12 protein-coding genes are annotated in these 12,771 nt (G+C 65.9%); 3 read left to right on the top strand and 9 right to left on the bottom strand.

Annotation, left to right across the window (positions count from 1 at the left end):
* Positions 1-27: 27 nt before the first annotated feature.
* From CAP38_RS13910 to CAP38_RS13895, 4 genes are read right to left on the bottom strand one after another with little or no spacing between them, the layout of a single operon-like run.
* A complete protein-coding gene (locus CAP38_RS13910) occupies positions 28-579 on the bottom strand; it encodes a pilus assembly protein PilP (RefSeq protein ID WP_256924462.1) in 552 nt (183 codons plus the stop codon).
* Entirely contained in the window at positions 579-1,238 is a 660-nt protein-coding gene (locus CAP38_RS13905; protein WP_086122030.1) for a type 4a pilus biogenesis protein PilO, read from the bottom strand. Before CAP38_RS13905 ends, CAP38_RS13910 begins: the two co-directional genes overlap by 1 nt.
* Before the next feature lie 13 nt (positions 1,239-1,251).
* Positions 1,252-1,869, bottom strand: a complete 618-nt coding sequence (locus CAP38_RS13900) for a PilN domain-containing protein (protein ID WP_086122029.1) — start codon at positions 1,867-1,869, stop codon at positions 1,252-1,254.
* Positions 1,866-2,945, bottom strand: coding sequence for a pilus assembly protein PilM (locus CAP38_RS13895; RefSeq protein WP_086122028.1), 1,080 nt, complete (start codon positions 2,943-2,945; stop codon positions 1,866-1,868). Before CAP38_RS13895 ends, CAP38_RS13900 begins: the two co-directional genes overlap by 4 nt.
* 267 nt (positions 2,946-3,212) lie before the next feature.
* Here CAP38_RS13895 and CAP38_RS13890 point away from each other — a divergent pair, with 267 nt between their 5' ends.
* Positions 3,213-5,621 carry a penicillin-binding protein 1A gene (locus CAP38_RS13890; RefSeq protein WP_086122027.1) on the top strand — a complete coding sequence of 803 codons (2,409 nt, stop codon included), beginning with the start codon at positions 3,213-3,215 and terminating at the stop codon, positions 5,619-5,621.
* On the opposite strand, the gene cyaY is transcribed toward CAP38_RS13890, so the two are convergent.
* A complete protein-coding gene (gene cyaY / locus CAP38_RS13885) occupies positions 5,611-5,940 on the bottom strand; it encodes an iron donor protein CyaY (protein WP_086122026.1) in 330 nt (109 codons plus the stop codon). The two genes, CAP38_RS13890 and cyaY, sit on opposite strands and share 11 nt — an antisense overlap.
* A gap of 12 nt (positions 5,941-5,952) precedes the next feature.
* On the opposite strand from cyaY, the gene CAP38_RS15270 reads away from it, so the two are divergent.
* Positions 5,953-6,171 (top strand): lipoprotein, encoded by a 219-nt coding sequence (locus CAP38_RS15270; RefSeq protein WP_143435838.1) that lies wholly within the window; start codon positions 5,953-5,955, stop codon positions 6,169-6,171.
* Positions 6,131-7,396, top strand: a complete 1,266-nt coding sequence (gene lysA, locus CAP38_RS13880; RefSeq protein WP_086122025.1) for a diaminopimelate decarboxylase — start codon at positions 6,131-6,133, stop codon at positions 7,394-7,396. The genes CAP38_RS15270 and lysA overlap by 41 nt, the downstream gene beginning before the upstream one ends.
* Here lysA and CAP38_RS13875 read toward each other — a convergent pair.
* From CAP38_RS13875 to CAP38_RS13860, 4 genes are all read right to left on the bottom strand, one after another.
* Positions 7,366-8,043 (bottom strand): sulfite oxidase heme-binding subunit YedZ, encoded by a 678-nt coding sequence (locus CAP38_RS13875; RefSeq protein WP_179188558.1) that lies wholly within the window; start codon positions 8,041-8,043, stop codon positions 7,366-7,368. The two genes, lysA and CAP38_RS13875, sit on opposite strands and share 31 nt — an antisense overlap.
* 11 nt (positions 8,044-8,054) lie before the next feature.
* A complete protein-coding gene (gene msrP, locus CAP38_RS13870) occupies positions 8,055-9,047 on the bottom strand; it encodes a protein-methionine-sulfoxide reductase catalytic subunit MsrP (RefSeq protein ID WP_086122024.1) in 993 nt (330 codons plus the stop codon).
* A gap of 111 nt (positions 9,048-9,158) precedes the next feature.
* Complete coding sequence (ccsB, locus tag CAP38_RS13865; protein WP_086122023.1) at positions 9,159-10,517, bottom strand: c-type cytochrome biogenesis protein CcsB; 1,359 nt, start codon at positions 10,515-10,517, stop codon at positions 9,159-9,161.
* Positions 10,514-12,649, bottom strand: a complete 2,136-nt coding sequence (locus CAP38_RS13860) for a cytochrome c biogenesis protein ResB (RefSeq protein WP_086122022.1) — start codon at positions 12,647-12,649, stop codon at positions 10,514-10,516. Before CAP38_RS13860 ends, ccsB begins: the two co-directional genes overlap by 4 nt.
* Between the last annotated feature and the right edge of the window lie 122 nt (positions 12,650-12,771).

Below are 12,771 nucleotides of genomic sequence, written 5' to 3'. Positions count from 1 at the left end.
TGCTGCCGGTAGTCCGATATGCCTTGTTCATTTGGAGTTTCCCTCTACCAATTGCAGCGCTGCGGGGCGCTCAGTCCATTCGCCGGTGGAATCCTGGACGATTTCTCGGAGCACCACCTCGGTCTCGCTGATGCGCATGACGCGTCCGTAATTCAGACCCAGATAGTTGCCGGCCTTGACCTGGTACAGCAAGCCGCCGACCTTCACCAACGCGACCAGCGCGCCGCCCCGGTCCAGACTGCCCACCATGGACATGGTGTCCAGCGGGAAAGCCTCCAGCGGCTCGCGGCGACGGTTGAGTTCCGGCTCGATCAGCGCCGAGCTGGCGGCAGGACCAGCTGCGGCACCGCGCAGCACGCTTTCGAGCTTTTCGGTGCTGAACGGGGGCAGGCCGTTGGCCGCGCTGTACGGCTCCGGATTGAACTTCGTGGGCTCCGGAATCGGCTGCACGGACGGCTTGATGCCGTTGCGTTCGGCCTGCATCCAGGCCCGGATGTCGTCCTGCTGTCCACCGCCGCAGGCGGTCAACAATGCCGTGGTCGCCAGCAGGCCCAGAACAGGAATCGTGCGTTGTCGCATCACTTCTTGCCTCCCTGCTGGGCTGCAATCTCTTCCTGATCCAGGTAGCGGAAGGTCTTGGCGGTGCCCTCCATGCTCAGGGTGTTCCGGTCACGGCCCGGGGCCAGGGACAGGTTGTTGAGCGTCACGATCCGGGAGAGGTTGGCCACATCGGCGGCAAACAGACCGATGTCGTGGTAGCTGCCCGTCACCCGGATGGAAATCGGCAATTCGGCGTAGTACTGCTTGACGGTCACCTGCCCTGGCCGGAACAGCTCGAACTGCAGACTGCGACCCAGGCCGGCCTGGTTGATGTCGGACAGAAGCGCGTCCATCTCGGCCTTGCTGGGCAGCTGCTTCTCCAGCTGGGTGACGTACTGCTGCACCTGCTCGAGCTGCTTCTTGAGGGCATCCAGGTTCACCGCCTGCACCAGCTTGGCGCGGTAGGTGGTCCGAAGCTCTGTCTCACGCGCCTGGGCGCCCAGCAGCTGGGCGTCGACATCCTTGAGCCAGAAGAACCACAGCCCGCCGATGATCGCGGCGCACACCGCCACCAGCAACAGGTTGCGGGGCAGCGCCGGCCACAGGGACGGATCGTTGGGGTCAAGGTCGGAGAACTGGCTGCGCAGCTTGTCCTGCAGTACCTTGAAGTCGATGTTGATGTTGGGAGATTTGGCCATCGTGCACCCCTGGTCAGACCTTGGCGGGCGGCTGTCCCGCCGCTGGAGCCGGCGCGCCCGGCACTGCCGGTGCAGGACGCTTGAGCGTGGCCCGAACAGTGAAATTGGACACCCGGCGCTGCTCTCGCCCGGCCAACGCCGCCGAACCGGCGACGATCTCGATCAGCTCGGGCTTGGTCAGCCAGGGGCTGTTGTTGGTCAGGTTGCGCAACAGCTCCGAGACGCGTTCCTGCGACTGGGCGGTGCCGGTCATCAGGATGCTGAGGTTTTCCTGCCGGATCGTGTTGAGATAGACCCCCTCGGGCAGCTGGGTGACCAGCTCCTCGAGCATGTGCACCGGCAGGTTGCGGTCGGCCTGAAGGTCCTCGACGGCCGTCTGGCGTGCCCGCAGCGACGCGATCTGCTGTTGCAGCGAGGCGATGTCCTTGATTTCGGCGTCCAGCTTCGCCGTCTCGGCCACCAGGAAATCGTTCCTCGCCTGCTGTTCCTCGATGCGGGCCTGGTACCAGAGGAAAACGGCGGCGGACACCAGCACACCGGCCAGGGCCGAGCCACCGAGTTGCGTGAAGAAGAGTTCCTTCTGCCGCTTGCGGGCTGCCTCCCGGTGGGGCAGCAGGTTGATCAGGATCATTGGTGGAACCTCCGCAGCGCCAGGCCGGTCGAGGTCAGGTAGGCCGGCGCTTCACGGCTGATCTTTCGCGCCTGGACGGAGGACCCCATCTCCATGGTGTCGAAGGGATTGATGACCATGCAGTTGAACGAGGTCTGCTGCGTCACGGCTTCGGTCAGTCCGGCCAGCGCAGCGCTGCCGCCCGCCAGCAGGATGTGATCGACCTTGTTGAAGGGCGTGCTGGTGAAGAAGAACTGCAGTGCACGACCGACTTCCTGGGCCAGGGTGTCCACGAACGGGTCGAGCACGGCCTGGCGGTAGTCCTCAGGCAGCTCGCCCGAGCGCTTTTTGGCTTCGGCCTCGTCGGCCGAGAAACCGTATTGGCGCACGATGAGCTGGGTGAGCTGCGCGCCACCGAACGCCTGATCGCGCTCGTACAGGACTTCGTCGTTGCGGATCACCTGCATGCTGGTGGTCAGCGAACCCAGTTCGAACAGGGCCACCAGCGCGTCCGCGCCTTGGTTGGGCAACGATTCAATGACGCGTCCTGCGGCCAGGCGCGACGCATAGGATTCCACGTCCATCACCACCGGCTTGAGACCGGCGGCTTCCGCCAGGCCCTGACGGTCCGACACCTTTTCCTTGCGGGATGCCGCAATCAGCACTTCCATGTCGCCCACCGATGTGGCGCTGGGACCGATCACACAGAAGTCAAGACTAACTTCGTCCAGGGAGAAGGGAATGTACTGGTTGGCCTCGGACTCGACCTGGGCTTCGAGCTCCTTGTCGGTCAGGCCGCCGGGCAGGATGATCTTCTTGGTGATCACGGCCGAAGCCGGCAGGGCGAGCGCGACCTGCTTCGTCTTGCTGCCGCTCTTGCGCACCAGACGGCGCAGCGCGTCGGCCACCTCGTCGAATTTTTCGATGTTGCCGTCGACGATCCAGCCACGCTCCAGCGGCTCCATCGCGCAGCGTTCAAGGACCAGCTCGCCTGAGCGGTTGCGGCTCAGTTCCACCAGCTTCACGCTGGACGTGCTGATGTCTATGCCCAGCATGGGCGCCGGTTCGCGGCTGAATAAAGATCCCAGTGAGATCAAGGCGGCCCCCAAAACATCAAGCCAAGGCTGGTTCAAAACTTAAGAATTCACTTCAATGCTAGCAGCAAGCCCTTTGAGCGGCAAAGATTTTTGACACAGACCACAAATGGAAACGTTGTCAAAATCACACGAGACAAGGTCCCGTGGCAACACGCTCAAGCCGGTTCGCGAATGCGCCTCACATCCCTTCACAAGTTCCCGGCGGGAGGTCGGGTGGACCGAAAGGGGGCGTTTTTATAATGAGCAACCGCCAACACGATCGCCTTCATGCCCGCTGACGACAGTACCCCCACCCGTTCTCCTTCGAAACGAGTATCTGCACCGTCGAGTCCGGTCGCCCTGATCGGACGCTTGGTGGTGGGTCTGGCCGGACTGGCGGCAGCCGGTGTTGCGTGCGTGCTGATTGCGGTGGGCATCGCCCTCGCAGTCGCCTACCCCAATTTGCCCGATGTGACGGGCCTGGCCGACTACCGTCCCAAGCTGCCCCTGCGGGTGCTGAGCGCCGATGGCCGCCTGATCGGCGAGTTCGGGGAAGAGCGACGCAATCTGATGCGCATCGACGACATCCCCGACGTGATGAAGAACGCGGTGCTGGCCATCGAGGACGCCCGCTTCTTCGAACACAGCGGGGTCGACTACCGTGGCATGCTGCGCGCAGCGCTGGCCAACCTGCGCCAGGCCAAGAGCCAGGGGGCATCCACCATCACCATGCAGGTGGCCCGCAACGTCTACCTGTCGGCCGAGAAGAGCTACACCCGCAAGATCTATGAGGTGCTGCTGACGTTCAAGCTGGAGCACCTGCTGACCAAGGAGCAGATCCTGGAGATCTACATGAACCAGATCTTCCTGGGACAACGGTCTTACGGATTCGAATCGGCGGCTCAGACCTATTTCGGCAAGACGCTCAAGGACATCAGCATCGCCGAGGCGGCCATGCTGGCCGGGCTGCCGCAGGCACCCTCGGCGTACAACCCGATCCGCAACCCCAAGCGGGCACGGGCTCGCCAGCTTCACATCATCGACCGGATGGTGGAGAACGGTTTCATCACCGAAGCTCAGGCCGAGCAGGCCCGCGCCGAACCGCTCAAGCTCAGGACGCCCGCCACGTCGGTCGGCATCCAGGCCGACTACGTGGCCGAGATGGTGCGTCAGGCGATGGTCGATCAGTACGGCGAAGAGGCCTACACGCGCGGCCTGGTGGTCACCACGACGGTCAAGTCGGCTGCCCAGGAAGCGGCCTACAAGGCGGTGCGGGCCGGCATCCTGGATTACGAGCGCCGTCAGTTCTACCGGGGTCCGGAGCTGTTCATCACGCTGCCGGCCGATCCGGCCGAGAGGGACGCAGCCATCGACGACGCCCTGTCGGACCGACCGGACAACGGCGATCTGCTGACCGCCGTGGTGCTGGAGGCCAGCCCGCGCAAGGTGGTGGCGGTTCGCCAGGACGGCGAGCCCTTCGAGATCACCGGGGAGGGTCTCAAGCCGGCCCAGTCGGGCCTGTCGGACAAGGCCGGCCCGAACATCCGCATCCGCCCGGGCGCGGTCATCCGCGTGGTCAAGGTGGACGACAAGAACTGGCGCATCACCCAGCTGCCCGAGGTCGAGTCGGCCTTCGTGGCCATGGATCCGCGCAACGGGCGCATCCATGCGCTGGTGGGCGGCTTCGACTTCCAGAAAAGCAAGTTCAACCACGTGACCCAGGCCTGGCGGCAGCCGGGATCGAGCTTCAAGCCCTTCATCTACTCCGCCGCCTTGGAAAAAGGCCTGACGCCCATGACGGTCGTCAACGATGCCCCCCTGTTCTACAGCGCAGAGCAGACCGGCGGCAAACCGTGGGAACCCAAGAACTACGACGGTCAGTTCGATGGGCCCATGTCGGTGCGGAGGGCCTTGGCCAAGTCCAAGAACATGGTGTCCATCCGGGTGCTGCAGCTGGTGGGCACCCAGAGCGCGCAGGAATGGGTGTCGCGATTCGGCTTCGAGCCAGCCCGCCACCCCCCCTACCTGACCATGGCGCTGGGCGCCGGCTCGGTGACACCGATGCAGATGGCCACCGGCTACGCGGTCTTCGCCAACGGCGGCTACCGCATCACCCCGACGCTGATCACCAAGGTGGCCGACTACCGGGGTCATGTGCTGTTCGAGGCGCCCCAGACCACGCTGGACAGTGCACCGCGCGTCATCGATGCACGCAATGCCTTCGTCATGAACAGCCTGCTGCAGGAAATCACCCGCTCGGGTACGGCCGCTCGGGCCCAGGCCACGCTGAAGCGACCCGACCTCTTCGGCAAGACCGGCACCACCAACGACGCCGTGGATGCCTGGTTCGTCGGTTACCAGCCCACGGTGGTGGCCGCGGCATGGGTGGGTTACGACACACCCCGCAACCTGGGCAGCCGCGAGACCGGTGGTGGCCTGAGCCTGCCGATCTGGATCCAGTACATGCAGACGGCGCTCAAGGACGTGCCGGTGGCCCAGTACGACCCGCCGCCCGGGGTGGTGAATGTGGGCGGCGAGTGGTACTACGAAGAGTACGGTCCGGGCAAGGGCGTGCAGTCCCTGGGCATGCAGGACCCGCTGCCGGGCCAGACCGGCACCGAAGCATTGCCGGGCGAGGCGCCTCGGGCGCCGGCGGTGGAAGACCGCCGTTCGATCCTCGATCTGTTCAGGAACTGAACGACAGCGGCTGACCCGCCTGCTCGCTGGCATGGCGGGTCAGGTTGGCGAAGAACTCGCCGTGGCCCTTGGTGTCCATCCAGGCGGTGCCGTCGTGGCGGTAATGAAAGCCGCCGGCCTTGGCGGCCAGCCACACTTCCTGCAACGGCTTCTGCAGATTGATGATGATCTGGCTGCGGTTGCGGAAGGTCAGCGTGATCATGCCCCCCACCCGCTGGTTGTCGATGTCGGCGTCGGTGTCGTCGTTCAGGCGGTCACAGGCCAGTTCGACGGCCTTGAGCAGCGCTTCGGCGCGGTCCTGGTATTCGGTGTCGGTCATTACAATGCGCGGATGTTCGGGTACCAACGCATTCTAGGCCGCAGCCATGGCCCCGCCCGCCTTGGGGTTCTGTGCCTTGTGGCCTGCGGCGGCCTGTGGGGATGCGGCCAGAAAGGCCCGCTGTACCTCCCCTCCCCGTCTTCGGTGACCGCTCCCCCGGCGGCCACGCCTGCCCCCTCCCCTGCCCAGAATGTCCCAGCTCCCCGCCTTCCTGACACACCAGAACGGTGAACTCCACCTGGAGGGCGTGGCCCTGTCGCGGCTGGCCCGCGAACACGGCACTCCCCTGTTCGCCTACAGCCGCGCGGCCATGCTGGCGGCGCTGTCGGCCTATCAGCGCGGACTGGCCGGTCGCGACCACCTGATCTGCTACGCCATGAAGGCCAACTCGTCGCTGGCCATCCTGCAGACGCTGGTGCGGGCCGGCTGTGGCCTGGACATCGTGTCGGGCGGCGAGCTCGAGCGGGCACTTGCCGCCGGCGTGCAGCCGGAACGCATCGTGTTCTCCGGTGTGGGCAAGACCCGCGCCGAGATGCGCCGGGCCATCGAGGTCGGCGTGGGCTGCTTCAACGTGGAGAGCCGCGCCGAGCTGGACGTGCTCGACGACGTGGCGCGCAGCCTGGGCCGGCGCGCGCCGGTGAGCATCCGCGTCAACCCCAACGTCGACGCCAAGACCCACCCGTACATCTCCACCGGCCTGAAGGGCAACAAGTTCGGCATTGCCCATGAAGAGGTGGTGGCGACCTACCGCCATGCTGCGTCGTGTGCCGGGCTGCAGGTGGTGGGCATCGATTGCCACATCGGTTCGCAGATCACCCAGTCAGGCCCCTACCTGGATGCGATGGACCGGGTGCTGGACCTGGTGACCGCCATCGAAGCAGCCGGTGTGCCCGTGCCCCACATCGACTTTGGGGGTGGCCTGGGCATCGACTACAACGGCGACACACCGCCGGCCGCCGACGATCTGTGGAGCCAGCTGCTCGCCCGGCTGGATGCGCGCGGGTTCGGACAGCGCCGGATCATGATCGAACCGGGGCGTTCGCTTGTGGGCAATGCCGGTGTGTGCCTGACCGAAGTGCTCTACCTCAAGCCGGGCGAGCAGAAGAATTTCCTGATCGTGGATGCGGCCATGAACGACCTGCCGCGACCGGCCATGTACCAGGCCTTCCACCGCATCGAGCCGGTGCGGCCGCGCGGCGGCGACGGCATGGTCTGGGACGTGGTGGGCCCGGTGTGCGAAAGCGGTGACTGGATCGGCCGCGACCGCACTCTGAACGTGCAGGCCGGCGACGTGCTGGCGGTGCTGTCCGCCGGCGCCTACTGCATGAGCATGGCCAGCAACTACAACACCCGGGGACGGGCCGCCGAAGTGCTGGTGGACGGCGATCGGGTGCGGGTGATCCGCCAGCGCGAGAGCGTGGCCGATCAACTGCGGGCCGAAGTCCCGCTGGACTGAAGCCGGAGGCGCCCGACACGGCGCCACAGACGCCAGCCCAGCAGGCCGCCCAGGATGGCGGCATACACCCACACCTCGGCAAAGTTGTTCTTGCCGGCGCGCATCCAGAAGAAGTGCAGGATGGCCAGCACCGCCACCACGTACACGGCGCGGTGCAGCGCCTGCCACCGGGCCGCACCCAGCCAGCGGATGGCGCGGTTGAACGAGGTGGCCGCCAGCGCCAGCAACAGCAGCCACGACACCATGCCCACCAGGATGAAGCGGCGTTGTCCGGTGTCGTGCACGATCTCGCTCAGGTCCAGGCCCATGTCGAACCAGGCGTAGGCCACCAGGTGCAGGCTGGCATAGAAGAACACGAACAGGCCCAGCATGCGCCGCATCCGCGCCAGCGCCGGCCAGCCGGCCCAGGTGCGCAGCGGCGTGACCAGCAGCACCAGCACCAGAAAGCGCAAGGTCCAGTCGCCCAGGGAACGGATCAAGGCCTCGGCCGGGTTGGCGCCCAGCTGGTCATGCCAGGCCGCCCAGAACAGCCAGGCAAAGGGCAGCAGGCACAGCAGCCCCAGCACCGGCTTGGCCGCCGGGTGCAGCAGCACCCGGTTGGGCAGGCTGGGCTGCGGGCGTTGCAGCGTCGGGCTGGCCGTGGCCATGGGCGCGCGGCTCAGTAGAACTTGCGCAGGTCCATGCCGGCATAGAGCTGGCCGACCTGGGCTTCATAGCCGTTGAACATCTGGGTCTGGCGGCGTTTGGCGAACAGGCCGCCTTCGTCGCCGATGCGGCGCTCGGTGGCCTGGCTCCAGCGCGGATGAGCCACCTGCGGATTCACGTTGGAATAGAAGCCGTACTCCTGCGGCGCAGCGATGTTCCAGGCGGTGTTCGGCTGCTTGTCGGTGAAGCGGATCTTGACGATCGACTTGCCGCTCTTGAAGCCGTACTTCCACGGCACCATCAGGCGCAGCGGTGCGCCGTTCTGGTTGGGCAGCACCTCGCCGTACATGCCGAACACCAGCATGGACAGCGGATGCAGCGCCTCGTCCATGCGCAGACCTTCCACATACGGCCACAACAGCACCGGGCTGCGCAGCCCCGGCATCTGGGCCTTGTCGGCCAGGGTGTGGAACTCCACGTACTTCGCGCTGCCCTGGGGTTCGACACGCCGGATCAGCTCGGCCAGCGAATAACCCACCCACGGAATCACCATCGACCAGCCTTCCACGCAGCGCATGCGGTAGATGCGCTCCTCCATGGGGGCGAGCTTGAGCAGGGTCTCGATGTCGTAGGTGCCGGGCTTGTTCACCAGACCTTCGACCTGCACCGTCCAGGGCCGGGTCTTGAGCGAGCCGGCACGCGCCGCCGGGTCCGACTTGTCGGTGCCGAACTCGTAGAAGTTGTTGTAGGTGCTGGCGTCCTTGTAGGCCGTGGGCTTGTCCAGCGCCTGGGCGCCGGCCACCTTGCTCGGGCTCGACGCCAGCGGCGCCAGACGGCCCGGGCGCTCGACACCGGCCTGTGCGAAAGCCTCGCGCCCGGTCCAGCCCAGCGCGCCGGCGGCAGCGGCCGTCATGAGCCACTGGCGGCGGTTCTGGTAGACGCTCTGGGGAGTGATCTCGCTGGAGATCGGGTGCTGGAAGCCATCAGTGCCGGTGCGGATGATCATTGCGAACCTCGAGTGAAAACAGCGGTGGCGGAGGATGCCGCCACCGCTGTCCAGATTGGTCGTGGGACCGCAGCGATTCTTGCAAAGTTCCGGCAGAAAAGCCGGACCGGGTCAGAGTTCCCCGTAGCTGTGCAGTCCGGAGAGGAACATGTTGACGCCCAGGAAGGCGAACGTGGTGATGGCCAGACCCACCAGCGCCCACCAGGCGGCCACGGTGCCGCGCAGGCCCTTCATGAGGCGCATGTGCAGCCAGGCGGCGTAGTTCAGCCAGACGATCAGGGCCCAGGTTTCCTTCGGGTCCCAGCTCCAGTAGCCGCCCCAGGCTTCAGCCGCCCACAGCGCACCCAGCACGGTGGCAATGGTGAAGAAGGCGAAGCCCACAGCGATGGCCTTGTACATCACGTCGTCGAGCACCTCGAAGCTGGGCAGGCGCTCGGCAATGCGACGCCGGCCACCGATGATGGCGCCCACGATCAGGGCCGAGATGCCGAAGTACACGAACCAGTAGCTGCCGCCCTGGTCCTGCGCGCCCTGGCGGAACACGATGGGCTCGAAGCACAGCACCACGCCCAGCAGCCACAGCGGCGCCAGCTTGTACCAGCGGGTCTCGCCGGCGGACTGCTTGATCAGGTAGGCAAAGGCCAGCATGGCGGCGATCGCGAAGGTGCCGTAACCGATGAAGTTGGCTGGCACATGCACCTTCATCCACCAGCTCTGCAGCGCCGGCACCAGCGGCTGGATGGCATGGGCCTCGCGCACGACGGTGTACCAGAGCAGGAAGCCGACCGCCGCGCTGACGATGAGCATCGAGAACGCGCCCATGCTGCGGGTCTGGTACTGGTCTTCGTAGTACAGATAGAAGGCGGCCGTCATCCAGCAGAACAGGACGAACACCTCGTAGAGGTTGCTCACCGGGATGTGGCCGATGCCGGGGCCGATCTGGTGGCTCTCGTACCAGCGCACCATGGTGCCGATCAGCGCCAGCGTGACGGCTGCCCAGGCCAGGCGCGAGCCCAGCACCTCGAACGCGCTGCCGGCGCGGGTGAAAAGCCCGATCCAGTAGAAAGCCGTGCTCATGAAGAACAGCAGGCTCATCCACAGGATGGCCGACTGGCTGGAGATGAAGTACTTCAGCATGAACACCTGATCGGCCCGGGCCAGATCGGCGCCGGCCGGCGTCTGGTACAGCCAGATGGCGAGCAGGGAGAAGAAGCCGACCGTCACGGTCAGGGCCCGCACCGGGCGCCAGAACCAGCCCAGCCAGATCACCGACGGCACGGTGCCGGCCAGGATCCACTGCTCGTAGACGTTCATGGCGGTGTGGTACTGGGCGAAGGCCCATGCCGCACCCGCCACCATCAGGGCGGCAAAGAGCCAGTCCCACAGGTCGCGTCGCGCGAAGTAATTGGGCTGCACGCCCTGGGCAGTGCCGTCTTTCTTGAGCTCGATGGTCTGGGTGGCGGTATTCATGGGGTCACCTTGAGCAACTGGGACTGAAGTTGGTCGAATTCGCGATCGCCGTCCATGGTCTTGCGGTTGGACGACAGGGCCATGCGGGCCTCGGACCGGTTCTCGCCGCTGGGGCTCAGCCACACCCAGATGCGGCGGTCACGCACGTACAGCATGGCGAAGATCCCGATGATGAGCAACAGGCAGCCCAGGTAGACGATGTTCTGGCCCGGGGCCCGGGCCACCTGGAAGACGCTGGCCTGCAGATGGGTGAAATCCTTGAGCTGGAACGTCATGGGCGCCGGGTAGAAGAAGGTGTCGCTCAGGCTGATGACGGCCTGGGTCATGAAGCGGCGGGTGGATTCGTCCTGCGCGGACCGCGGAAGACCGGCCTTCTCGCGGCTCAGCTGGTAGAGCTCGAACAGCGTGCCGTTGAGGATGCGCACCAGCACATCGCTCGCGCGCTCGCGGTCGTTGCCCGGCACGTTGGATTCCAGGAAGGCCGAGATGGCCTGCAGACCGCCCACCACCTCCGGACGGCTGTCGGTGGCCGGCACCGGCTCGGCGCCGGCGAACAGGTCGAGCGCGCGGGTGGCCGACGCCACCAGGGCCTCGGCCAGGTCGGGACGCCCCGGCTCCACCGACGACTCCGCATAACGACGCACCGCGGCACGGCGCATCTCGGGGTCATCGAGCGCCCCGCGCAGGCGCACGAAGGCGTCCATGCTGTCGTCGGCATCGGCCGGCACGCGCAGGTAGCGGAACGGCTCCTGCGGGGTCTCACGCAGGCCGAGCAGGAAGACCCGCTGGCCATCGAGCTCCACCGGCAGCATGTAGTTGTGGTACTCCACCGCCTGACCGGCAGCGTCGCGCAGCTTGTAGGTGATGCTCGGGCCGACGTTGCGCAGATGCTTCTCGGTCACCGTCTTGTTGCCGGCACCCAGGCGGCTTTCGATGGAGTGCCGCAGGTCGACCTTGCGCACGTCGGTCTGGCTGCCGTCTGCAACGCCGGCGTTGGCAAAGTTCTCGACGTTGATCACCCGCAGCGCGGTGTACTCCAGGGTGAGCTGCTGATCGCCGTTGCTCAGCGCCGTGGAGCTGCCGATGGTGCCTTCGACCTCGAAGGGACGGGTGGGCCGGGTGAGCGGCACCGCCTGCAGCTTCACGCGGGAGCCGCCGTCATCGAAGCTGGACTGGTAGATGTTGATGCCGCGGTGGTTGGCAGGGTGGTTCACCTCGACACGGGCTTCCTTCTTCTCGCCGGTTTCCTTGTCGTGGATGACGATCTCGCTGGCAAACAGGCGGGGCATGCCGGTGTCGTAATACTCGACGATGAATTTCTTGAGTTCCACCGAGAAGGGCAGCTCCTGCAGCAGGACGCCCTGGGGCTGGGCCAGGATGGCGGTGCTCGAGGCGGTGCCTTCGGTCACCAGCAGGTTGCCGCGGAAGGTCGGGTTGCTGGAGGACAGCCGGTGCTGTTCGGGCACATCGGCGATCAGCCCGCCGCCCTGGAACGGCTGCTTGCCGTTGAACCAGGTCTGGGCACGGACCATCAGATCACCATCGAGCAGGCCGCCCACACAGATCAGCACGATGGCGCTGTGGGCGGCGATGTAGCCCAGCTTGTTGGCCGCACCGGCCTTGGCCGCCACCATCCAGCCGGTGCCCTGCGGGGTGTCGCGGGACTGCAGCTTCACCTTCCAGCCCGAACCCACCAGGGTCTGACCGATGCGCCGCGCCGCCGATTCCGGGGATTCGGCGAGCGACGCCTCGGCCTTGTGCGCAAACGCCTTGAGGCTTTGCTCCCGGATGTTTTCCTTGTGCGACTTCAGGTCGACCAGGATCTTGGGCGTGTTGCGGGCGATGCACAGGCTGGTGCTGATCACCAGAAAGGCCAGGATCAGCAGGAACCACCAGGCGCTGTAGACCGAGAACAGCTGGGCGCTGGCGAACACCTCGGCCCAGAAAGGACCGAACTGGTTGACGTAGTTGTTGAAGGGCTCGTGCTGCTTGACCACCGTGCCGATGACCGAGGCGATGCAGATCACCGTGAGCAGTGAAATGGCGAACCGCATCGAGGACAGCAGCTCGACCATGTCGCTGACCCACCGGGAGCCGGTGCGCAGCTGGAGACCTTCGGTGGATACGCTCATGGGACGGTGGACGGTGCAAGAAAAAAGGGCGCATCCGTCTGGTCCGGATGGCGCCCTGCTATGACGTGTGGCGGGTCTGGCAGTTCAATGCGCGGCCGTCTTTTTTGTGTCCTGCCGCGCCC

Source organism: Hydrogenophaga sp. IBVHS2 (assembly GCF_002127215.1).
In the GTDB taxonomy this organism is placed as follows: domain Bacteria; phylum Pseudomonadota; class Gammaproteobacteria; order Burkholderiales; family Burkholderiaceae_C; genus Hydrogenophaga.
The sequence above is the reverse complement of the archived record's forward strand: the minus strand, read 5'-3'. Positions and strand labels throughout refer to the sequence as shown.